The sequence below is a fragment of the Streptomonospora litoralis genome (genome assembly GCF_004323735.1).
GTDB lineage: Bacteria > Actinomycetota > Actinomycetes > Streptosporangiales > Streptosporangiaceae > Streptomonospora > Streptomonospora litoralis.
Genome location: NZ_CP036455.1, coordinates 87,250 through 108,281 on the forward strand (window position 1 = coordinate 87,250; position 21,032 = coordinate 108,281).

Annotated in this window: 19 protein-coding genes and 2 tRNA genes; 12 read left to right on the forward strand and 9 right to left on the reverse strand. The window is 72.9% G+C overall.

Annotated features, from left to right (window positions below; genetic code table 11):
• Nucleotides 1-7: 7 nt before the first annotated feature.
• The 3 genes from EKD16_RS00360 to EKD16_RS00370 all read right to left on the reverse strand — a co-directional run bounded on the left by EKD16_RS00360 (nt 8) and on the right by EKD16_RS00370 (nt 2,936).
• Nucleotides 8-1,417: a Stp1/IreP family PP2C-type Ser/Thr phosphatase gene (locus EKD16_RS00360; RefSeq protein ID WP_131096539.1), complete on the reverse strand. Its 1,410-nt coding sequence runs from the start codon at nt 1,415-1,417 to the stop codon at nt 8-10.
• Entirely contained in the window at nt 1,414-1,890 is a 477-nt protein-coding gene (locus tag EKD16_RS00365; RefSeq protein WP_131096540.1) for an FHA domain-containing protein FhaB/FipA, read from the reverse strand. Before EKD16_RS00365 ends, EKD16_RS00360 begins: the two co-directional genes overlap by 4 nt.
• Nucleotides 1,891-2,174: 284 nt before the next feature.
• On the reverse strand, nt 2,175-2,936 hold the full coding sequence (locus EKD16_RS00370; protein WP_449456980.1) for an FhaA domain-containing protein: 762 nt from the start codon (nt 2,934-2,936) through the stop codon (nt 2,175-2,177).
• A gap of 297 nt (nt 2,937-3,233) precedes the next feature.
• On the opposite strand from EKD16_RS00370, the gene EKD16_RS00375 reads away from it, so the two are divergent.
• Both EKD16_RS00375 and EKD16_RS00380 read left to right on the forward strand, forming a co-directional pair.
• Nucleotides 3,234-3,316, forward strand: a tRNA-Leu gene (locus EKD16_RS00375).
• Between the two features lie 150 nt (nt 3,317-3,466).
• Entirely contained in the window at nt 3,467-4,078 is a 612-nt protein-coding gene (locus tag EKD16_RS00380; RefSeq protein WP_131096541.1) for a TenA family protein, read from the forward strand.
• 11 nt (nt 4,079-4,089) lie between these two features.
• On the opposite strand, the gene EKD16_RS00385 is transcribed toward EKD16_RS00380, so the two are convergent.
• Nucleotides 4,090-4,599, reverse strand: a complete 510-nt coding sequence (locus EKD16_RS00385) for an SSI family serine proteinase inhibitor (RefSeq protein WP_242677161.1) — start codon at nt 4,597-4,599, stop codon at nt 4,090-4,092.
• Nucleotides 4,600-4,811: 212 nt separating this feature from the next.
• On the opposite strand from EKD16_RS00385, the gene EKD16_RS00390 reads away from it, so the two are divergent.
• The 7 genes from EKD16_RS00390 (at nt 4,812) to pheA (ending at nt 11,775) form a co-directional block, all read left to right on the forward strand.
• On the forward strand, nt 4,812-5,144 hold the full coding sequence (locus EKD16_RS00390) for a rhodanese-like domain-containing protein (protein ID WP_131096543.1): 333 nt from the start codon (nt 4,812-4,814) through the stop codon (nt 5,142-5,144).
• A gap of 142 nt (nt 5,145-5,286) precedes the next feature.
• Complete coding sequence (locus tag EKD16_RS00395) at nt 5,287-7,164, forward strand: PAS domain S-box protein (protein ID WP_394347298.1); 1,878 nt, start codon at nt 5,287-5,289, stop codon at nt 7,162-7,164.
• A 262-nt stretch (nt 7,165-7,426) separates the two neighbouring features.
• A complete protein-coding gene (locus EKD16_RS00400) occupies nt 7,427-7,993 on the forward strand; it encodes an ATP-binding protein (RefSeq protein ID WP_165498461.1) in 567 nt (188 codons plus the stop codon).
• A 138-nt stretch (nt 7,994-8,131) separates the two neighbouring features.
• Nucleotides 8,132-8,488: an anti-sigma factor antagonist gene (locus EKD16_RS00405; protein ID WP_207391401.1), complete on the forward strand. Its 357-nt coding sequence runs from the start codon at nt 8,132-8,134 to the stop codon at nt 8,486-8,488.
• Between the two features lie 72 nt (nt 8,489-8,560).
• Nucleotides 8,561-9,400 (forward strand): glycosyltransferase family 2 protein, encoded by an 840-nt coding sequence (locus EKD16_RS00410; RefSeq protein WP_131096544.1) that lies wholly within the window; start codon nt 8,561-8,563, stop codon nt 9,398-9,400.
• A gap of 741 nt (nt 9,401-10,141) precedes the next feature.
• Nucleotides 10,142-10,753: a DUF4446 family protein gene (locus EKD16_RS25925; protein ID WP_242677163.1), complete on the forward strand. Its 612-nt coding sequence runs from the start codon at nt 10,142-10,144 to the stop codon at nt 10,751-10,753.
• Between the two features lie 80 nt (nt 10,754-10,833).
• Complete coding sequence (gene pheA / locus EKD16_RS00420; RefSeq protein ID WP_131096545.1) at nt 10,834-11,775, forward strand: prephenate dehydratase; 942 nt, start codon at nt 10,834-10,836, stop codon at nt 11,773-11,775.
• A gap of 28 nt (nt 11,776-11,803) precedes the next feature.
• Here pheA and EKD16_RS00425 read toward each other — a convergent pair whose 3' ends face one another.
• Complete coding sequence (locus EKD16_RS00425; protein WP_131096546.1) at nt 11,804-11,989, reverse strand: hypothetical protein; 186 nt, start codon at nt 11,987-11,989, stop codon at nt 11,804-11,806.
• A gap of 188 nt (nt 11,990-12,177) precedes the next feature.
• Here EKD16_RS00425 and serS point away from each other — a divergent pair, with 188 nt between their 5' ends.
• Nucleotides 12,178-13,440 carry a serine--tRNA ligase gene (gene serS, locus EKD16_RS00430; RefSeq protein ID WP_131096547.1) on the forward strand — a complete coding sequence of 421 codons (1,263 nt, stop codon included), beginning with the start codon at nt 12,178-12,180 and terminating at the stop codon, nt 13,438-13,440.
• Nucleotides 13,441-13,477: 37 nt separating this feature from the next.
• Here the strand turns inward: serS and EKD16_RS00435 are convergent, their stop codons facing one another.
• Both EKD16_RS00435 and EKD16_RS00440 read right to left on the reverse strand, forming a co-directional pair.
• Nucleotides 13,478-14,014, reverse strand: a complete 537-nt coding sequence (locus tag EKD16_RS00435; protein WP_131096548.1) for a bacterial proteasome activator family protein — start codon at nt 14,012-14,014, stop codon at nt 13,478-13,480.
• A 40-nt stretch (nt 14,015-14,054) separates the two neighbouring features.
• The gene (locus EKD16_RS00440) at nt 14,055-15,038 is read right to left on the reverse strand and encodes an NAD(P)H-quinone oxidoreductase (RefSeq protein ID WP_131096549.1); all 984 of its coding nucleotides are present in this window, start codon (nt 15,036-15,038) and stop codon (nt 14,055-14,057) included.
• Nucleotides 15,039-16,609: 1,571 nt separating this feature from the next.
• Between EKD16_RS00440 and EKD16_RS00445 the strand changes: the two genes are divergently transcribed.
• The gene (locus EKD16_RS00445) at nt 16,610-18,379 is read left to right on the forward strand and encodes a nucleotide-binding protein (protein WP_242677164.1); all 1,770 of its coding nucleotides are present in this window, start codon (nt 16,610-16,612) and stop codon (nt 18,377-18,379) included.
• 380 nt (nt 18,380-18,759) lie between these two features.
• Here the strand turns inward: EKD16_RS00445 and EKD16_RS00455 are convergent.
• Nucleotides 18,760-18,848 (reverse strand) — tRNA-Ser (locus tag EKD16_RS00455).
• Between the two features lie 342 nt (nt 18,849-19,190).
• Nucleotides 19,191-20,069, reverse strand: coding sequence for a LysR family transcriptional regulator (locus tag EKD16_RS00460; protein WP_131096550.1), 879 nt, complete (start codon nt 20,067-20,069; stop codon nt 19,191-19,193).
• A gap of 83 nt (nt 20,070-20,152) precedes the next feature.
• On the opposite strand from EKD16_RS00460, the gene EKD16_RS00465 reads away from it, so the two are divergent.
• The gene (locus EKD16_RS00465; RefSeq protein ID WP_131096551.1) at nt 20,153-20,878 is read left to right on the forward strand and encodes an SDR family oxidoreductase; all 726 of its coding nucleotides are present in this window, start codon (nt 20,153-20,155) and stop codon (nt 20,876-20,878) included.
• Nucleotides 20,879-21,032: the final 154 nt, after the last annotated feature.

The window sequence follows — 21,032 nt, forward strand, 5'->3', positions numbered from 1 at the left end:
CGTCACGTCATTCCCCTCCCGTCGTGGTCTCGACGGTGTCGCCGCCGACCGCGTTCGCCGCCGAGCCGCCGTTCTGCCCGGAGCCGGGGCTCTCGCCGTTCTGCTGCTGCCGGTCGCCGGGACCGGAGCCGGCGGAGAGCCCGCAGGACTCGGGGTCGGCCGCGCATTCGTCGGCCGTTCGGCGGAGTTCGGCGATGCGGCCTTCGGCGTCCTGCCGGTCGTCCAGGGGGATGGTGGAGTCGACGGCGTTGCGCTGGGTCTGGGGCAGGCCGTCGAGGGGGATGTCGGTGTTCTGGATCTGCTCGGCCAGGCTGTAGCCGGCGATGTCGGTGTCGAGGCCCTGGTAGACGGCGACCGTGGAGCCGTCCTCGGAGGGGCCGATGAAGTACTGGTTGCTCAGGTACTGCGAGCCGAAGTAGAAGCCGGCCGCGGCGATCGCGGCGACGATCACGAGGAAGGTGAGGATCATCGGCCACCACCGGCGGGTGCGGCGCTCGGGTTCGGGTTCGGGGTCGCGGGGGCGGCGCGCGTCTCCGTCGACCGGGATGCGCTCCATCTCGGCGGTGTCGCCCGACGAGCGGTTCAGCCCTTGGGCGCGGCCGGCGGGGGTGTCGGGGGTCATCACCGGCTCGCGGCGCTGGTCGGCGGCGCCGACGACGGCGGCCTCCTGGGTGGGTCCGCCGGGGTCGGTGGCGGTGTCGATCACGTCGGCGACCACGGCGGTGATGTTGTCGGGGCCGCCGCCGCGGTTGGCGAGGTCGATCAGTCGGCGCGCGGCCGCATCGGGGTGCGGCTCGGACTCCAGCGTCTGGCGGATGGTGTCGGTGCTGACCACCCCGGAGAGCCCGTCGGAGCAGAGCAGGTAGCGGTCGCCGACACGGGCCTCGCTGATGGAGACGTCGGGGTCGACCTGGCTGCGGCCGTCGAGGGCGCGCAGTAGGAGGGAACGCTGGGGGTGGGTGGCGACCTCCTCCTCGGTGATCTTGCCTTCGTCGACGAGGGTCTGCACCAGCGTGTGGTCGTGGGTGATCTGAGCGAACTCCTCGCCCCGCAGCAGGTAGGCGCGGGAATCGCCGACGTGGATCATGGCGACGCGCGCACCCGACCAGAGCATGGCCGTTAGGGTGGTGCCCATGTTCTCCAGGCGGGGCTCGTCCTTCACCCGCTGGGCCAGCGTGGAGTTCGCGTTCTCGACGGCCTGCTGGAGGGAGTCGACCATCTCCTCGGTCGTGGGGACATCGTCGTCCAGAGCCCTCAGGGTCGAGACGGCGATGGCGCTGGCGATTTCACCGCCGGCATGACCGCCCATTCCGTCGGCGACCGCGAGGAGGTACGGGCCGGCGTAGGCGGAGTCTTCGTTGCCTTCGCGGAGGCATCCTACGTCGGAGTACGCCGCGTATCGGAGAGCGATTGTCATTTGCGCAGTTCCAGGACGGTTTTGCCGATGCGGATGGGTTGTCCGACCGAAATGGGCTGGGGGCGGGTCAGCCGCTGCTGACCGAGGTAGGTGCCGTTCGTCGACCCGAGGTCCTCGACGACCCAGCGGCCCTCGTCGGAGAAGATGCGGGCGTGCCGACCGGAGGCGTAGTCGTCGTTGATGACCAGGGTCGCGTCGTTGGCCCGTCCGATGACGATCGGCTGCGACGTGAGGTTGAGCGAGGTACCGGCGAGCGGCCCCTTGGTGACGACCAGGGCGCGCGGCTCGTTGCGGCGCCCGCGCGGGGGACGCGAGGGCGCGGGACGCCGTTCCTCGCTGCGCTTGCTGCGCTTGGACTTGCTCTTGGCGGGGCCGAGGAGATCGGTGCGGATGACGCCGACCGCCATTATCACGAACAGCCACAGCACGCAGAGGAACGTGATCCTGATCAGCATGAGGGTCAAGTCGGACATTGAACTGCTCTTCAGCCCCTGTCGTGCTCCGGCGAGGTGGCGATCATCGGAGCCGCCACCGCGACTACTCGGCGTCGGACCCTAGGAGATCGTGGCGGAAAAGCCGAACGAACTCAATGGAGGGAACCCTAGGGGGCCGCCGCCGGTGATTCGGCCGCCGAGGGCCGTTCGGCCCCGGCCGTGTATGGGTGGTGGAAGTCTCCCCCGTCTGCTTGTGACGCGGGGAGCGGGGGATCGGTTGCAGGTTTCCGGGCGCGGTCGGCGCGGAGGAGGACGCGATCGGGTCAGTCGCGGCGGAAGGTCATGGTCGTGCGGCCCAGGCTGATGCGGGTGCCGTCGACCAGGCGCGCTCGCTTGACCTGCTGTCCGTTGACGAAGGTCCCGTTGGTCGAGCCGAGGTCGACGAGGACCGCTTCGTCGTCCTCCACCCGGATCTCGGCGTGGTGGCGGGAGACGCCGTTGTCGACCAGCCGCAGGTGGCAGTCGGTCCCCCGGCCCAGCAAGGTCACCTGCGTGTTCAGCACGAACGACTGCTGCATGCCCTGGCTTGCGGCCGACCCCTCGGCGGTGGCTCCCCCGGGGGAGATCAGCAGCCGCGGGTGCCCCTGGACGTCGGAGGCGCTGCGGGGCTGGTCGCTGACCGGCTGGCGGATCTCGCCGCTTTCGACCGTGGAGCCGCGGATCACGCCGGAGCGGATGCGGAACCGGCCGATCTGCAGGTCGTCCTCCGCCTTGAAGTGGACCCGCACCGGACCGACGAAGGAGTACCCCTGCTCCGTCGCGTAGTCGCGCGCGAGCTTGGCCAGCTCTTGGCCGATGGTGTCGGCCAGGGCGTCCATCTGTTCGGCGTCCTCGCCGGAGAGCTCCACGACGAAGTCGTTCGGCACCAGGGTGCGGCCCTGGGCCACGATGGCGGCGCGCTCGTCCATCTCCCGCTGGACGGCGCTGGCGATCTCGACCGGTTCGAGCTTCGACTTGAAGGCCCGAGCGAAGGTGCCTTCGATCATGCCTCCAAGCCTGCGCTCGAAGCGTTGGAGCACTCCCACGAGGTACCTCCCTTACTCCACTCCGGATGTACAAACGATCGTAACCGGGTAATCGTCCCCTTGGACTCACACGCGCCCTCCGGCGCCGATCCGGCCACTTCGGCTGCGCCGGCGCCCGGGGCGGTCCGCAGGGCCGGGGGGTACAGCGGTGGAGGCAAAACCGTGTACGGACCTCGCGCCGTCCGTGCTAATCTGCAGAGTGTCGCCGACGGACGCGAACCGGGCCTCCAGGTCCGAGCGAACCGCCGGTAAATCCACTGTATATGGTGTGCGATCATGTACGGGTACAGGTCACTCGGGCGGGTGGCGGAACGGTAGACGCGCACGGTTCAGGTCCGTGTGTCCGAAAGGACGTGAGGGTTCAAATCCCTCCTCGCCCACACAGCGGAATCCGGGATTCACCCCGGTTCCCCGGAAGTTCGAGAACGGGCCCGGTCGCGGTAGGCGGCCGGGCCCGTTCTCGTCGTGCCGCGCCGCCGGCGGCCGCGGGCGAACGGAGGCCGCCGCAGAGGCCGTGCGAGACTGCCGGGGTGAGCTTGAGCGAACGACTCCACACCGTCGGGCGGCCGCTGGTCGACGAGCAGCTCGCCCATCCCACCGTGGCCGGAATCGCCGGCGGCGACCTCGACGAGCGCACCTTCGCGTCCTGGCTGGAGCAGGACTACCTCTACCTGCTCGACTACGTCCGCGTCTTCGCCCGGCTGGCCTGGCAGGCGCCGCCGGCGCACCTGGAGTCGCTGATCGACCTGGCCCACTCCACCCTGCACGAGGAGCTGGAGCTGCACCGGTCGCTGTCGGCCGAGTTCGGCGCCGACTTGGACGGGGCGAGCAAGGGGCCGGTCTGCCGGGCGTACACGTCGTGGCTGATCGCCGCCGCGGCCGACTACGGCGAGGGCCTCGCGGCCGTGTACCCGTGCATGTGGGGCTACTCCACCCTCGGCGCCGAGCTCGCCGAGCGGGCGGCGGCGGCCGGACCGCGCTACCGGCGGTGGATCGAGACCTACTCCGATCCCGGATTCGCCGAGCTGACCCGCCACGTCGCCGGGATGCTGGAGGAGTCCGGCGTCGACCCCGAGCGCGCCGAGGAGCTGTTCCTGCAGGGCATGCGCTTCGAGGTCGACTTCTGGACCGTTCCGGAGTAGCCGGGGTTGGATCAGGGAGCCAGGACGGCGCCCAGGTCTTCATAACGTTGCATCTCGCAGCCGTCGGCCTTGGTGAGTTCGGTGTCGATGCTCTCGCCGCCGACATGGCCCTGGACGCGGGCGACCTGCGGGCCGCCGTAGATGAAGGTGCACGGGCTGTTCTCGGGGACCTCCTCGAACGCCTCGGCTCCGCCGGCGTCGGCGAGGTCGGCGCAGGCGGCCTCGGGCGCCGGGTGGTCGCCGCCCGCCGGATGGCAGGTCAGCCGCCAGTGCTTCGGGTCGGTCGGGGAAGGGCTGGGTACGGGCGAGGGGTCGGCGGCGCCGCTCGGCGCCGCGGAGCCGACGGTGGTGATGTCGATGGTCAGTACAGTCTCGGCTGGACGGCCGGTGCCCGAGGACGAGGGACTCGCGTCGGCCGGAGTCGGCTCCGGCGGGGTGCGGACCTCGGAAGGGCCGCAGCCCGCGGCGGCCAGGCCGAGAGCTGCGAGCAGGGCGACCGGCACCGGCGCTGCTGCTGTCATCCGTGTACGCATACCCTGTTCGACGTGGTGGGACTCGGGGCGGTTCCCTCGGTGACGCCCGAGCCACGTACCGTCGCCGCGCCGCAGGTGCGCCGTCGGCGCCCGGCCGCCGTGCGCGGGTCGGCGGCGGTTCCGTCGAACTTCCGCCGAGTCCGCGATCGGGGTCCGCGGGCGTCCGCGGCCCCGAGACAGAGGAGAGTAAGGAGTGTCCGTTGTCCGCTGAGAGTGTGCCCGTGATCGCGGTCGGTTCGGTTCCCCCGGACGGAGTCGTGCTCGACGTCCGCGAGGACGACGAGTGGGCGGCGGGCCACGCGCCCGGGGCGCTGCACATCCCGCTGGGGCGGTTGCCCGAGCGGGCCGCGGAGGTTCCGCGGGACCGCCAGGTCTACGTGGTCTGCCGCGTCGGCGGGCGTTCGGCGCAGGCGGTCCAGGCACTCAACGAGGCCGGCTGGCAGGCGGCCAACGTCGCCGGCGGGATGCAGGCGTGGGCGCTCGCGGGCCGCGAGATGGTCAGCGACGGCGGCGACGAGCCGCACGTGGCCTGACCGCGCCCTCGTCCCGAGGGGCCGCTTGACCTGGGGCGGCCGTCGTCGCCTGGGCGCACGGCTCGAACCGCCCCGGTGCTCGGATGTCTGCTTTTGGGGAAAGGCGAACCGCTCGGGCGGTCTCGGGTGGCACTATGTCGAGGTGGCCCCCGATCACTTCGCCCCAAGCGCCGACGCCGTCATGGCGTACGCCGCCGACGCGATCGTGGCCGTCGACACCGATCTCCGGATCGTGCTGTGGAACCCGGCCGCCGAGCGGATGTTCGGCTGGACCTTCGCCGAGGTCGCCGGCCGCCCCCTGCCGATCGTGCCCGACGAGCTGATGGCGGAGCACCACGCCGTACTGGAGCGGGTCAGGGCGGGCGAGCCGCTGTCGATCGTCAGCCGCCGGCTGCGCCGCGACGGCAGCGTCCTCGACGTGCGTATCGACACCAGTTCGCTTTGGGACGGGGGCAGGCTGACGGGCTGGGTGGGGGTCTTCCACACCTATGAGGAGATCGGTGCCGTCCAGAGCCACATGACGGAGCGGGCGCGGCTGGTGCGCCGCCTTACCGACGTGGTGGCCGACATCAACGCCGATCTCGATCTCGACGCGGTGCTCGACCGCATCGCCCACAGCCTGACCGAGCTCACCGGGGCCGACGCCGGCGGGTTCGCGCTGATCGAGGACGACCAGCTTCGCCTGGTGAGCCTGACCCGGCTCTCCGACCACCTGCGCGGCTACCAGGCCCCGCTGGAGTCCAGCCTGTTCGGCGAGCTGCTGCGCAGCGGCAAGACCGTGCTGCTGGCCACCGACGACACCCGCAGCCTGGACGACCTCATCTGGGCCGATCTGGAGGGCCTGCACACCATTGCGCTCGGGGTGTCCAACGTCCAGGGTCGTCCCTACGGCGCGCTGTACGCGCTCTACAGCAGGCGCAAGGTCGGCCACGTCGAACTGGAGCTGCTGGAGCTGCTGGCGGCCCACGCCGGGGTGGCGCTCGGCAACGCCATGGCGTACCGCGAGATCGTGCGCCAGCGGGCGCACGAGCACGCCGTGGTCGACTCCAGCGCCGACGGCATCGCCGTGCTGGGCGCCAGCGGCCTGGTGCGCAAGTGGAACCGGTCGGCGGCGGAGCTGACCGGTTACGCCATGGCCGACGCGGTGGGGCGCCATCCGCCGTTCCCGCTGCCGGCCCGCCAGGGCGAGAACATCCGGCACCGGCTGGACAACGGTCGGTGGTTGGAGATCCTGATCACCGACATCCCCGAGACCGCCGAACGCGTCGTCGACTTCCGCGACATCACCGAAGCCAAGGCTCTGGAGGAGGAGAAGGACCTCTTTCTGGCCACCGCCGGCCACGAGCTGCGCACCCCCATCACCGTCGTGCAGGGGTTCGCCTCCACTCTGATGCGGCGCTGGGAGCAGCTCGACGACGACGCGCGGCGCAGCGCCGTAGAGACCATCGCGGAGCGCTCGGGCACGCTCGCCCGGCTGGTGGAGAACCTGCTGCTGGGATCCGACGCCCGCGAGGCCGAGTTGAAAACGGCCAACCACGCCTTCGATCTGCTGCGGCTGCTGCAGGACAGCGCGACGGCCTTCCAGCCCTTCTCCGCGCGGCACACGCTGGTGCTGCAGACGCCCGACCACCTGCCGCCGGCGCTGGGCGATCCGACCGCCACCGACGTCGTCGTCGGCCAGTTGCTGGAGAACGCGTTCAAGTACTCGCCCGAGGGCGGACGCGTCGTGCTGCGGGCGGAGGCGGAGGGTCCGCACGTCGCGGTGTGCATCGAGGACGAGGGAGTGGGCATCCAGCCGGGCGACGAAGAGCGCGTCTTCGGCCGGTTCGTGCAGGGAGAGGCGGGCGACCGCCGCAGGTTCGGCGGGATCGGGCTGGGGCTGTACATCGCCCGCCGCCTGGCTCGCGCGCAGGGCGGCGACGTCACCGCGCACGCCCGAGACGTCCGTGGCACCCGGATGAGATTCACATTACACGCGGCCTCCGGCGACGACTCCGAAATACCCGACATCCCGGACTAGCGGCCGATCCGTGCCGTCGCGGCGCTGTCGTGCCGTCCGCCCGTGTGCGCTGCGGCGGAGACGAGACCCGATGATGTGTTTCCGGGGTGGGCGAACGGGGCATTTCGGCCCTGGCAGGGTCGCATGCCAGGACTTTGCCGCGAACCGACCAAGTGAATACGGGCAGGATCGGGTCGGGGCGTGGGCGCAGGCTCGTGCTCCCTCAGGTGGCTGAGTAGGAACAGGACGCGCGGGTTGAGCGCCGAGGAACGGGAGAACGGACGTGTCGAGGGTTGTACTGCTGCCGCACGCGGCGTCGAGTGTGACGAGCGCGCGCCGGCGGCTCTGCTCTGATCTGCACGCCCGCGGAGTCGACTCCGCCCGTGTGGACGACGCCGCCATCGTCATGAGTGAACTGCTGAGCAACGCCCTGCGCCACGCGGCTCCGCTGCCCGGTCCCTTCCCGCCGGGGTGCGTCCAGGTGCGCTGGGACATCGGCCGCGGATCCAGAGCGCTTTCGCCGGAAGGATGGCTGGAGGTCGCGGTCTGCGACGGCGGCGCCGAGACCCTTCCGCGCCTGGCACGCCCGTCGCTGTCGGCCCTCGGCGGCCGCGGCCTCGGCATCGTCGAACACGTCGCCGCCAAGTGGGGGACCGAGGTCGACGACCGCGTCACCACGGTGTGGGCGGTTTTGGAGGCGGCGGCGCTGGGCGGAACCGCCGGCGGCGCCGGCGCCGAGGCCCGCGATCACGAGCCCGGCCTCGACGGTGCCGAGGGTGCGCTGCGTGATCGAGGCGATTCCGGCGAGCCCGTCGCGGGCGCGCGGTGGCAGCAGGCGGCCCGGGCCTGACCGCGGGGTCGTCACGCTCGGTGTGCAACGAGCCGCCGTGTCCGCGGAGGCCGGACTCTTACCGCAGATCGTCACCGATGTCCCGAAACGCCGTCGCCCAAGTGGCCAGCACTCCCCGTGGGCGCTACAGTCTCGACTGTGGAGTTGAAGATCTCAAGTCAATCTCAGGGTGATTGCGCAGTCGTCACTGTGCGCGGCGAGATTGACCTCTATACGGCACCGCAGCTGCGCAGCGGGCTCGTCGACGCGCTCGACGACGGTGCGCGGCGCCTCGTGGTCGACATGTCGCGGGTGGAGTTCTGCGACTCGACCGGTATGAGCGTCCTGCTGTCGGTCATGAAGCGCGCACGTGAGAAAGACGGCGACCTCGAACTGGTGGCCCCCAAGCCCGCGGTGCGCAAGATTCTGGAGGTCACCGGACTCGACGCCGTCTTCACCGTCGCGGATTCCAGCGACGCGCTCCACGCGGCGGCCGAGTCGAGCCCCAGCGCATAACCGCGTCGGCCGCGCCGACCGGAGCGGCCCTTGCGTGTTCTTCCGTACCGGCTACGGCGTCGGCGAGGGTCCATGAGCGAGCGTTCCGTCCCTGACCCCGCCTCCCCCGGTCTCGCCGTCGTGATCGCTGCGCGCGACGAGGAGTGGCTGATCGGCGCGACGGTGCGCGCGGCGGCGGCGCTCCCCGGAGCCGCCGTCGTCCTGGTCGTCGACGACGGCTCGCGTGACGACACCGCCGCGGTCGCCGGGGCCGCCGGTGCGCTGGTGCTGCGCCACGGCGCCAACCGCGGCAAGGGCGCGGCCATGGAGACCGGTGCGGAGGGCGTCCGACTGCTTGAGGACGCCGCTCCCCGGTCGGCGCCCCGCCACCTGCTGTTCCTCGACGCCGATCTCGGCGAAAGCGCCGCCGGGGCGGCGCCGCTGGCCGAGCCGGTGTGCTCGGGGGCTGCGGACATGACGATCGCGCTGCTTCCGCCGACCCGGCTGCGCCTCGGGGGGCACGGCTACGTCGGCGCCTTCGCCCGTGACGGTATCCGCCGTGCCACCGGCTGGGAGCCCGAGCAGCCGCTCAGCGGACAGCGCTGCCTGACCCGTGCCGCGTTCGAGTCCGTGCGCCCGCTCGCCGCCGGATTCGGTGCCGAGACCGGCATGACCGTCGACGTGCTGCGCATGGGTTTCACCGTCGTCGAGGTGGACGTCCCGCTGGAGCACCGGCCGACCGGTACCGACCTGCGCGGCCAACTGCACCGCGCGCGGCAGTTCGCCGCCATCGCGCGGGCGCTGGCGGAGCGCGAACTGCGCCCCGCCCTGGCGCGGCGCGGCCGCCGCCTGCGCCAGGACGTCCGCGCGGCCGCTTCGGCCACTGCGGCCACCGCCCGAAGGGCGTCCCGTCGGCGTCTTATGGGGAGGTGAGCGGGGACGTGCCGCTCGGCGTCCCGTTGTCGCCGATCTTCCTCCCCGGATCGGCGACAGGCCGTGCCCATCGGGCGGGGTGCTCGCCGGTGGCGGTTGCGGCGGGGCGGCGAGGTCGGCGGTGGGTTGGGCCTGCGGTCGACGGGTCGGGTGCTCGCCGGTGGCGCGCCGGGCGGGGGCGGCGTTGGGCCGCCGTAGGCCCGGCGCGGCTTGGCCCGTCTATCGCGAACTTATGGTCGCAGGTAAGCGTATTCCGCGGCCATAAGTTCGCGATCATCGCCGGATGGACCGGCATAGGGGACCTACCGGCGCCGGTAGGTCGGCTGGGTGTCGCCGTGTCCCCTGCCGGGCCCGCACAGGGTGGAGGCAGCGCGGCGGGGCGCGGTCGCGGGTGCCCGCACGCCGACACCCCGATCACCGCAGGCCCGGCCCCGCCGGCGCCGTCGCTGCTCCGCCGGATGGGTCACCGGCGAGCGCCCGGCCCGGTGGGCGCGGGCCCAGCCATCCGCCGCCCTCGGCGCCGCTTTTCAGCCGAGTCCACCCGCCACCCGGCAGACTGACAAGGCCGCCCAGCAGACCGAGGCCGCTTCGCCGGCCGCCGCCACCGGCGAGCACCCGACCCGGTGACCGCGGGCCCGGCCCACGGCGCAACCCGCTCGGAGGCCGTACTCAACCATCCAGCCTCCGCGAAACGCGGAGAGTGCCGTTCGTATAACCCGCGGTAGCGGTTATTCTCACACTGTGGTGACTACCTTGACTACGTCCCTGGTCGTTTTCGCGGCGCTCGCGGGCCTCACCGGACTGGCTCTCGGCGCCTACGCCCTGCTCCGGACCCGCGCGGTCGTGGCAGACTGCCGCGCCCTGGTCCACCGGCTGCTCCCCGACGGCAGCGGTCTGGACGCGCGCGCCGTGCGCGACGTCGCGGTGGTGCGCTACGACGCTCTGGAGGAGATGTCGGGCGCGCGCTCCTTCTCGCTGGCCCTGCTCAACGCAGCCGGCGACGGTGTCGTGGTGACCTCGATCAACGGCCGCACCGAATCCCGCACCTACGCCAAGACCATCGAGCAGGGCAGGGCGGAGGAGGCGCTTTCGCCGGAGGAGTACCGCGCCATCCGGGCCGCCCGGCTCGGCCAGGGCCCGAACCACGCCCGCGGCGACGAGCCCGCGGCCGCGCCCGCGCCGCGTTCGGGCGGCGGGACCGAGCACGCCCGCCACCGGGCCGAGCAGGACGGCGACGGTGCGCAGTCGGCATCGGCGGACACGGGGGCGTCCACCGCGGCGCGCGACGACGACACCGCCGCGGTCCGTCCGCTCGGTGCGGCCCCGAGCGGGCCGACCGGCGCGTCCGACTGAGCCGGAGCAGCCGAAGGCCCTGAGGCCGACCGCGCCGCGGCCACGCACGTCGCACTGCTCACGGGTATAACCTCGGGAGTATGCGCTATGCCTATCTCGGCCCCGAGGGCACCTTCACCGAGGCCGCCCTCCGCGCGCTCGTACCCGACGCGCCGGAGTCGGCCCGGGTGCCCTACGCCGGAGTCGACTCCGTCTTCGCCGCGATCCGCCGCGGCGACGTCGACGGCGGTACGGTGCCGCTGGAGAACTCCGTCGAGGGCGGAGTCACCGCCACGATGGCCGAGCTCATCAACGGCGATCCGCTGCTGATCGCGGCCGAGGCCGCGCTGCCCGTCGAGTTCACCCTCTTCGGCCGCCAAGGCGCGGCCCTCGCCGACGTCAAGCGCATCGCCACCCACCCGCACGCGCTGGCGCAGTGCCGCCGCTGGCTCGCGGGCCGCCTCCCCGACGCCGAGGTGTTCACGGTCTCCTCCACGGCGGCGGCGGCCGAGAGCGTCGCCGAGCCCGGCAGCCCCTACGACGCCGCCATCTGCGCGCGCATCGCCGGTGAGCGCAACGGGCTGCACCCCCTGGCCGTGGGGATCGGCGACCGCTCCGACGCCGCCACCCGCTTCATCCACCTCGTACGGCCGCAGCCGCTGCCCGAGCCCACCGGCGCGGACCGCACCTCCCTGGTGGCGTTCCTGTCCGACGACCACCCCGGCGCGCTGGTCGAGCTGCTCAACCAGTTCGCCGTGCGGGGGGTCAACCTGACCCGGCTGGAATCCCGGCCCACCGGGGACGGCCTGGGCCGGTACTGCTTCTGCCTGGACGCGGACGGCCACGTAGCGGAGCCCGCGGTCGGCGAGGCGCTGATGGGGCTGCGCAGGCTGTGCAAGGAGGTCCGGTTCCTCGGCAGCTACCCGCACGCCGAGGCCGACACCGAGCTGACCCCGTTCATGCCCTCACGCGGCACCACCAGCGCCGACTTCTACGAAGCACAGGAGTGGCTGGGCCGCATCCGGGCGGGCGAGGTCGGCTGAACGGCCTCGGCACGGCCCCACCGCCGCCTCACAGTGCCCAGTCGGCCTGTGCACCAGGACGGTGCTCCCGCTCCACCACCCGGGACAGCTGCGCGCGCAGCGCCTTCTCCAGAGCGGCGTCCTCGGGGCAGAGGTAGGGCAGCTGCTTCAGCGCGGCCAGTACCTCCGCCGCCGTCATCGCACCGAGCGCCTTCATCGGCCACACCTGCGACATGGTTCGCGGCTCCCTCCCGTCGACGGCGCCGCCCTCCGCGGCGCACCCGCTTCTGCAGACACGGCGGCGGGGCCCGGCTATGACGCGGCTTCGCGGACGCGATCGCGCGGTGCCTCCAGCGGCCCCGGCACGCTCGCCGCCGGGGGAAACGATGTGTCGGCCTTCGCGATCACCGGTAGCCTGCAGTCGTGATCGACCTCCGTGCTCTCAGAGACTCCCCTGACCGCCTGCGCGCTTCGCAGCGGGTCCGCGGCGAGGACGAATCCGCCGTCGACCGCCTGCTGGACTTCGACTCCCGCCACCGCGCCGCCCTCGCCCGCTTCGAGGGGCTGCGCGCCGAGCAGAAGAGCGTGGGCAAGTCCGTGTCCTCGGCGGCTCCCGAGGAGCGGGAGTCGCTGCTCACCAAGGCCAAGGAGCTGTCCGCCGACGTCAAGCAGGCGGAGGCCGAGGCCGGCGAACTGAGCGCCGAGGTCGACCGGCTGCTGCACGAGATCCCCAACATCGTCGACGAGGACACCCCCGAGGGCGGCGTCGACGACTTCCGGGTGCTGGAGCACGTCGGCACGCCCGCCGAGTTCGACTTCACCCCGCGCGACCACCTGGAGTTGGGCGAGCTGCTCGGCGCCATCGACACCGACCGCGGCGCCAAGGTCTCCGGGGCGCGGTTCTACTTCCTTACCGGCGTCGGCGCGCTGCTGGAGCTGGGGCTGCTGAACCTCGCCATGCAGCAGGCGGTGGCCGACGGGTTCACCCCGATGGTCCCGCCGGTGCTCGTGCGGCCCGAGACCATGGAGGGCACCGGCTTCCTAGGTGCGCACGCCGACGAGGTGTACCGGCTGGAGGCCGACGACCTCTACCTGGTCGGCACCTCCGAGGTGCCGCTGGCCGGCTACCACGCCGACGAGATCCTCTCCGCCGACGCGCTGCCCAACCGCTACGTGGGCTGGTCGTCCTGCTTCCGCCGCGAAGCCGGCTCCTACGGCAAGGACACCCGCGGCATCATCCGGGTGCACCAGTTCAACAAGGTCGAGATGTTCGTCTACACCCATCCCGACAACGCCCGCGAGGAACACGAGCGGCTGCTGGGCTGGGAACGCCGGATGCTGGACAAGCTGGAGCTGCCTTACCGCGTCGTCGACATCGCCGGCGGCGACCTCGGCACCAGCGCGGCCCGCAAGTTCGACTGCGAGGCATGGCTGCCCACCCAGGGCCGCTACCGCGAGCTGACCTCCACCTCCAACTGCACCGACTTCCAGGCGCGGCGGCTGAACATCCGCTTCCGGGAGGACTCCGGCAAACCGCGCTTCGCCGCCACGCTGAACGGCACGCTGGCCACGACCCGGTGGATCGTGGCCATCCTGGAGAACCACCAGCGCGCCGACGGCTCGGTCGTGGTGCCCGAGGCACTGCGGCCCTTCGTCGGCCACGACGTGCTGTACCCCGTCAAGTAGCGGCCGGGAACTCCACCCCGGCCGCCGGTGTTCGCGGTTACAGGTAGGGGCCCGAGCCGGAGCCGCCGCGCTCGGACTCCTCGGGGGCGCCCATTCCCGCCGGCAGTGCCTTGCGCATGTTCTCCAGCTGTGCCCGGGCAGCCATCTGCTGGGCGAACAGGGTGGTCTGGATGCCGTGGAACAGGCCCTCCAGCCAGCCCACGAGCTGAGCCTGGGCAATGCGCAGTTCGGCGTCGCTGGGAGTGCTGTCCTCGGTGAAGGGCAGGGTCAGCCGTTCCAGCTCCTCCACCAGTTCCGGGGCGAGGCCGTCTTCCAGCTCCGTGATGGAGTTGGTGTGGATCTCGCGCAGCCGTGCCCGGCTCGCTTCGTCCAGCGGGGCGGCCTTCACCTCGTCGAGCAGTTGGCGGATCATGCTGCCGATCCGCATCACCTTCGCCGGCTGCTCGACCATCTCGCTCAGCGGGCGCTGGCCGCCCTGCTGCTCGTCCTCGGCCGCGCCGGAGTCCGAATCGGCGCCCGCGGCGCCCATGACCAGCACATGCTGCTGCTGGTCCCCGTCGAATCGGTCGCTCATGAATCCCTCACCTAGCGGCATGCGTGTCCTGCGGTAGTCGTCAAAGGGTGAGCACGATCTTGCCGACGTGCGCACTCGATTCCATGATGCTGTGGGCTTCGGCGGCGCGCTGCAGCGGCAGTGTCCGGTCCACGATAGGCCCGAGTGAGCCGTCGGCGACCAGCGGCCACACGTGCTCGGCGACCCCGGCGACGATGCGCGCCTTCTCGTCGGCGGGGCGCGAGCGCAGGGTGGTGGCGTGCACCGAAAGCCGCTTCACGAGCATGCGGCCGAGGTCGAGCTCCGCGCTGCGGCCGCCCATCAGCCCGATGATGGTGAGCCGGCCGCCCACGTTCAGCGAACGCACGTTCTGGGCCAGGTAGGACCCGCCCATGATGTCGAGGATGACGTCGGCCCCGGCGCCGCCGGTCTCCTGCTTCACCCGGTCGGTGAAGTCCTCCTCGCGGTAGTTGATGCCCACGTCGGCGCCCAGTTCGCGGCACCTCGCGAGTTTCTCGGCGCTGCCGGCGGTGGTGAGCACCCGCGCGCCGCGCGCGTGCGCGAGCTGGATGGCGAACGTACCGATCCCGCTGCCGCCGCCGTGCACCAGGAGGGTCTCGCCGGAGCGCAGCCCGCCGGCCATGAAGACGTTGGACCACACCGTGCAGGCGGCCTCCGGCAGTGCGGCGGCCGTGGCGAGGTCGACACCCTCGGGCACGGGCAGCAGTTGGCCCGCCGGCACGGCCACGCGCTCGGCGTAGCCGCCGCCGCTGAGCAGTGCGCAGACGGTGTCGCCGACCGACCAGCCGGAGTCCTCCGTGCCGGGTCCCAGCGCCGCGATGCGTCCGGAGCACTCCAGCCCGGGGTACTCGGGAGCGCCTGCCGGAGGCGGGTAATTGCCCTGGCGCTGGTTGATGTCGGCACGGTTGGCCGCGGTGGCGGCGACGTCGACGAGGACCTCGCCTTCGCCGGGGGTGGGATCGGGTACCTCGGTCCAGGTCAGAACGTCGGCCGGGCCGGGTTCGGTGATGACGATCGCGTGCATGCCGCAACGCTACCCACGGGCGGGCTGCCCGCGCCTCCCCCGGTGGACGGGTTGTGGACGGCCGGCGCGCATCCGCCCGCGGGTGTCCGGTTTTGGCCGCGGTCCGTATCTTTGTTGGCGGAGGAGAGAATATCCGTGAGTCCGGGTCTGGTCCCCGATGTCCCCGTCGAGCGGCCAGGCGGCAAGCGAAGCGGACATCGCGCACCCGAGCGAGCGCCTTGAGGAGAACCGCGTTGGCACACCGAGAGCACGACGGTTCGGAGCATGCCGGTACGCGTGCCTGGGACAGGGGGCCCGACCAGGACGGCGACCGCGATCCCCGCTCCGGTGCCGGGCCGGGAGAGGCACGCGGCGACCGCGGGCCGGACTCGTCTCCGGCCGACCAGTGGTTCGGCGACGCACCCCCTCCGCCCTACGCCATCGAGGAGGGTTCGGTCCCGCCGCCCCCGTACGCCGTCGGCGGCGCCGGGGACTACGAGGCCGAGCAGCCGGCGGCGCGGCCGCACCCGCACCCCGCCGCACCCGAGCAGCACGGATACCCGCGAGGCGGCCCCGGCGCGGCAGGACCGCAGGCAGGCGATCCCCGCGGCCCGGGCGACTCCGCGGACGGCCGCAGGCCCCTGAGTCCTCAGGGCCCGCCCGTCGGCGGGCAGCAGCCTCCGCCCGACCTGTACCGCCCCGCACCGGGACACCACCCCGCCCCGCCGCCGGGCATGCCCGGTCCGCCGCGCCCGCAGCAGGGCGAGGGCGGCCCGCAGCCGCCCGGACCCGAGCAGTACCCGCCGGGAGCGCAGCCTCCCGGCCCGTACCGGCAGCCGCAACAGGGCCCGCAGCCTGATCAGGGCCCGCAGCCTCAGCAGGGGCAGCCTTCCGGCCCCTACCCGGCTCCGGGTCCGCAGGGCGGGCCCCACCAGCAGCCGCAGCAGGGTGCCCACCCCCACCAGGGGCCTCCCTCGGGCCCGTATCCCGCCCCGGGGCCTGCTCCCGGCGCCGACCCGCGGTCAGTTCCTCCCAACCACCCGCCGCAGGGGCCGCCGCAAGGCCCGCCGCCAGCCCCGGACCGCCCGGCACCGCCCGGCGCCTACAACGGACAGCCGATCGGCTCGGGCCCCGTTCGGCCCGCCGACGGCGGCGGCGCCGTGCCTCAGCCCCCGCCGGGCGCACCCGGCTCCGCGGAACACCGGGAGCCCGCTCCCGGCGGCGGCGGTCCGCTGTGGAACCGCGGTGAGCCGGGCGACGACCGCCCGCACCGATCAGCGGAGGACGGTGCCGAGGGGCACGCCGGGGGGCCGCCGTGGTCGAACGGCCGTGCGGCTCCGGGAGATCCGAACCTTGCGGCGGGACCGGCCGCGCCCTCCGGTCCGCACGCGGCGCAGCCCTACCCGCCGCCCGCCGGCGCCAACGGGGCCGGACGCGTTCCCACCGGCGGCACGCCCGGCGGTTTCGCGCAATGGGCACCGCCCGAGCGCGCGCCGGGCTCCGCGACCGGCGTCGGCCCTGCCGCCCCCGAGCCGGAGGACGGTTCCGGGGCTCCCCCTGGAGGTGATCCGCGGCCGGGCGAGTACACCGAAGTGATCGAACCCGTGCGCGACGGGGTCGAGCCGCCGCCGGCCCCCGGCCCCCCGGTCGGCGACGACGCACCCGCGGCGCCGTACGGCGAAGGGGCCGATGCGCAGCCGCCGTCGCCGTGGGCGCCGCACACCGCGGACGAGCCCGGCGCCGCTCCGCACGGGCACACCGCCGGCGGCGCCGGACGCACCGACTCGGGAACCGGGGCACAGGAGGTCCCCGACCCGGAGCAGCTCCCGCCCCTTCCCCCGAACGCGGCGCGGCCCGGTGCGTCCCCCGGCGACGTGCCGCCCGGCGCCGGTCCACCGCAGGCAGCCGCGCCCGCGGCTCCGGCGGACCCCGGAACGGGCTGGGCCTGGAACCCGCCGGGCGAGGGCAACGCGCCGCCCGAGGCGTGGGCGCCGCCGCACGTCGGCGAGCCCGGCGCGGGTACCGACACCGGCGGTCACCCCGCGGCGCGGCCGCCCCAGGGCCAGTGGCCTCCCGAGACGGCACCGCCGCCCGGTCCGCAGTCGTGGAACCCCGCGCCGCAGGGGCCGGTGCAGCCGGGACCGGCGCCGCAGGGCCCGCCCCCGGGCATGCGACCCGGCAGCGATCCGGGCTATCCGCAGGGCTACGACGCCTACTACGACCCGCACCGGCAGTCCGGCGGCCACCCCGGCCACGCGCCGGCGCCGCCGCCCGGCCAGGGCTACGGTCATCCGCAGGCGCCCGGCTACCCGCAGCCGCCCGCGACGGGGGCGGGCGGGAGTCCGCCGTCCGGCGCACAGCCGGGCTTCCAGTACCACGCCCACTTCGCCGAGGGTGTGCAGCCGGCCCAGCACCCGGGCCAGCCGGGCCACCCCGAGACCGCCGAGGACCTGCGGGCGGAGAACCTGGTCAGCGACAAGCGGCCGGGCCCCGCCAAGGGCTGGCGGAAGGTGCTGCACTCGGCCACGTTCGGACTGGTCGACGTCGGCGAGTCCGCGGCCGAGCAGCGCCGCCGCGAGCTCACCGAGCGGGCACGCACGCACGTCGGGGGCGGGCATCACCGCGTCGCCGTGCTGAGTCTGAAGGGCGGCGTGGGCAAGACCACCACGACGGTTGCGCTCGGCTCGATGCTGGCGTCCCTGCGCGGCGACCGCGTTCTGGCGGTCGACGCCAACCCCGACCGGGGAACGCTGTCGGACAAGGTGCGGCTGGAGACGGCGGCCACCATCCGCGACCTGCTCAACGAGCGGGAGGCCATCTCCCGCTACGCCGACATCCGCGGGTTCACCTCCCAGGCGCTCAGCCGGTTGGAGATCCTCGCCTCGGACCGCGACCCCGCGGTCTCGGAGGCGTTCAGCGAGGACGACTACCGCGAGGTGTCCTGGCTGCTGGAGCACTACTACTCGATCTGCCTGACCGACTGCGGCACGGGACTGCTGCACTCGGCCATGCGCGGGGTGCTCGGCCTCGCCGACCAGATCGTGCTGGTCAGTTCGGCGTCGGTGGACGGCGCGCGCAGCGCCAGCGCGACTCTGGACTGGTTGGAGGCCCACCAGTACGGCTCGCTGGTGCGTGGCGCGGTGGTGGTGCTTTCGATGGTGCGCACCGGCAAGAGCAGCGTCGACCTGGACCGGCTGGAGCAGCACTTCGCGAGCCGGTGCCGCGCGGTGGTCCGGGTGCCGTGGGACGCCCACCTGGAGGAGGGCGCCGAGGTCGACCTCGACCGCCTGTCACCGCCGACCCGGGACGCCTACCTGCAACTGTCCGCGACGGTGGGCGAGGCGTTCGCCTGGCCGCGGTGAGGCCGGGCGCGGGTGCAGTCGCCGACGCCGGTGTCTCCGCCCGCGGCAACATGCCTGGAATGATCGCGTCGGGGTCGTCTCCGGCGTGGAGCTCGAACGCTCGCGCGGCGTGCGCGGCCGACCCGAGGATGTGCTTGACCTGGGTGGCTTTCGCCAGGGGGTGGAGGAACGCCGCACCGGCTGCGGCGAGTGCGGCGCGCGCAGCGTCACTCGCCGCTGCCTGCCCGGCGTCGCGGGCCTCCTGCGCCGCCCGGTTCGCCGCCCATTGCTGGAAAGCAGTGAAACCGGAGCCGCCTGCCGATTGAAGGCATCGGATCCGGACATGCGCAGAAGCCCTCCCCGGGCCGCTCAGAACGGGACGGCGAAGGGCTTCAATTGTGCGGAGGGTGTGGGATTCGAACCCACGAGACCCGACTAAGGATCTTGTGCTTTTCAAGAGCACTGCACTCGGCCACTATGCGAACCCTCCAGGAAGGCGGCCACGGAGGCCGCCCACAGCATAGCGCAGACGTCACCCCCGGTTCGGAAGGATGCGACGGGCGGCGGCCCTAAGTCGTGGGCAAGAACGCCGGCCTGCTGTGCGGCCTTGTTGGTCGGCCGAGTGGCGGGTGGTCTGAACGAAAGGCAGCGGCGAGGGCGGCGGTGGGGTCGGCCCTGCGGTCACCGCACCCGATGCCCGCCGGTGGCGGTGCGTTGCGAGGGGCGGCGGGCACCGGTCCTGTACGCGTGCGGCTGCTACTCGTCCAACGCGTGGAAATCACCAAATCCGGGCCGTTCTCTGGCGAAAACCTCGCGCTCGGTGAACCGCCCCTCAACTCGCGGACGCGGCCAGCGCGGTGTCGCTCAGCCCGGCCGCTGAGTGGACGAGCGCGGCGACCGCCCGGGAGCGGCTGCTCGGCTGCCATGCGATCACCGTGGTGACCTCCGGTGCGTCGACGACGGGCACCGCGACGTGATCGGGCCACTGCCAGGCACGGCTGGAGGCGGGGATGACGAGCAGCGTTTTGCCGAGCGCCACGAGCTGAGCGAGCTGCGACTGGGTGCGCACCTTCGGTCCGGGACCGTCCGGATAGGAGCCGTCGAGCCGGGGCCAGCGAGCGATCGGCAGTTCGGGAACGTCGCTGACATCGGCCAGTGTGAGCTGATCGCATGAGGCGAGCGGATGCCCGGCGGGAAGGATCGCGACCTGGCCTTCCACGCGGAGATCCTCGGTGTCGAACCCGGCGAGGTCGTCGAACGGCCGGTGCATGAGGGCCACATCGGCGTGCCCGCTGCGCAGGAGCCCCGCCTGCTCGCCGACCTCGCACAGCAGGACCTCGACCGGTGCCGCACCGGGTTCGCTCGGGGCCGCGTCGAGGAGCCGTTGCAGCAGCTCATGGGATGCTCCGGCCTTCGTCGCGAGGACCAGCGGCCGCCTCGGATCGCCGGCGCGCCGCGTCCGGTGCGCAGCGGCAGCGACCGCGTCGAGGGCTGTTCCGGCCTCCCGAAGCAGCACCCTGCCGGCGTCGGTGAGCGCCACGCCGCGGCGGTCCCGGTCGAGGAGCTGAACGCCGAGCCGGTGTTCCAGTCGGCGGATCGCGCGCGAGAGCGGGGGCTGTGCGATCCCGAGCCGATCGGCTGCCCGCCCGAAGTGCAGTTCCTCGGCGACGGCGACGAAGTATCGGAGCTCGCGGGTTTCGAGATCGTCCACGGACGAAGTCTAACCTTTGATACCCGGCAAGTATCAGAGCCCACTGCATCGGTCTTGGACCCGGAGCGTGCGGCTCACCGAGCATGGATCGCGTGAACGACACCAACACCGCGCTGGTCACCGGCGCCAACAAGGGAATCGGCTTCGCCGTCGCGCAAGGCCTGGGAGCGATCGGTTTCACGGTCGCAGTGGGCGCGCGCGACGACGCCAGGCGCGAGGAGGCCGTCAAGCGGCTGCGTGACGCCGGCACCGACGCGTTCGGGGTCGCCCTCGACGTCACCTCCGAGGACAGCGTCGCCGCGGCGGCGTCGACCATCGAGCAGACGGTCGGCCGGCTCGACGTACTCGTCAACAACGCGGGCGTCTCCGGCCGCACCGACGGCGGCGCGCAGGATCCGACCACACTCGACCTCGACGTCGTCCGCGGCGTCCTCGACACGAACGTGTTCGGGGTCGTCCGGGTGACGAACGCGATGCTCCCGCTGCTCCGCCGCGCGGATTCGCCGCGGATCGTCAACATGTCGAGCAACATGGGTTCGCTGACACTGCAGACCGGTCCGATCATGGCGGCCTACGCACCGTCGAAGTCGATGCTGAACAGCGTCACGGCACAGTACGCCCGCCGACTCGCCGACACGAACGTCATCGTGAACGCCTGCTGCCCCGGCTACGTGGCGACCGACTTCACCGGATTCAACGCGCCGCGCACGGCCGATGAAGGTGCCGCGGTCGCGATCCGGCTCGCCACGCTGCCGGACGACGGGCCGCGCGGCGGCTTCTTCGACGACGAGGGCGTCGTCCCCTGGTGAGCCCGGACGGACGGGAGCGACGGTGCGGGCCCGTACCGTCGTTCCCGTCCACCACCGCACGGCCCCTCCCGCCCCGTCGGCCACGCCACCCCGGCGTGAACAGAGACCGATCATCCTCGGTGTCCGGGTGCTCGTACGCGAGGATGCCGAAAGA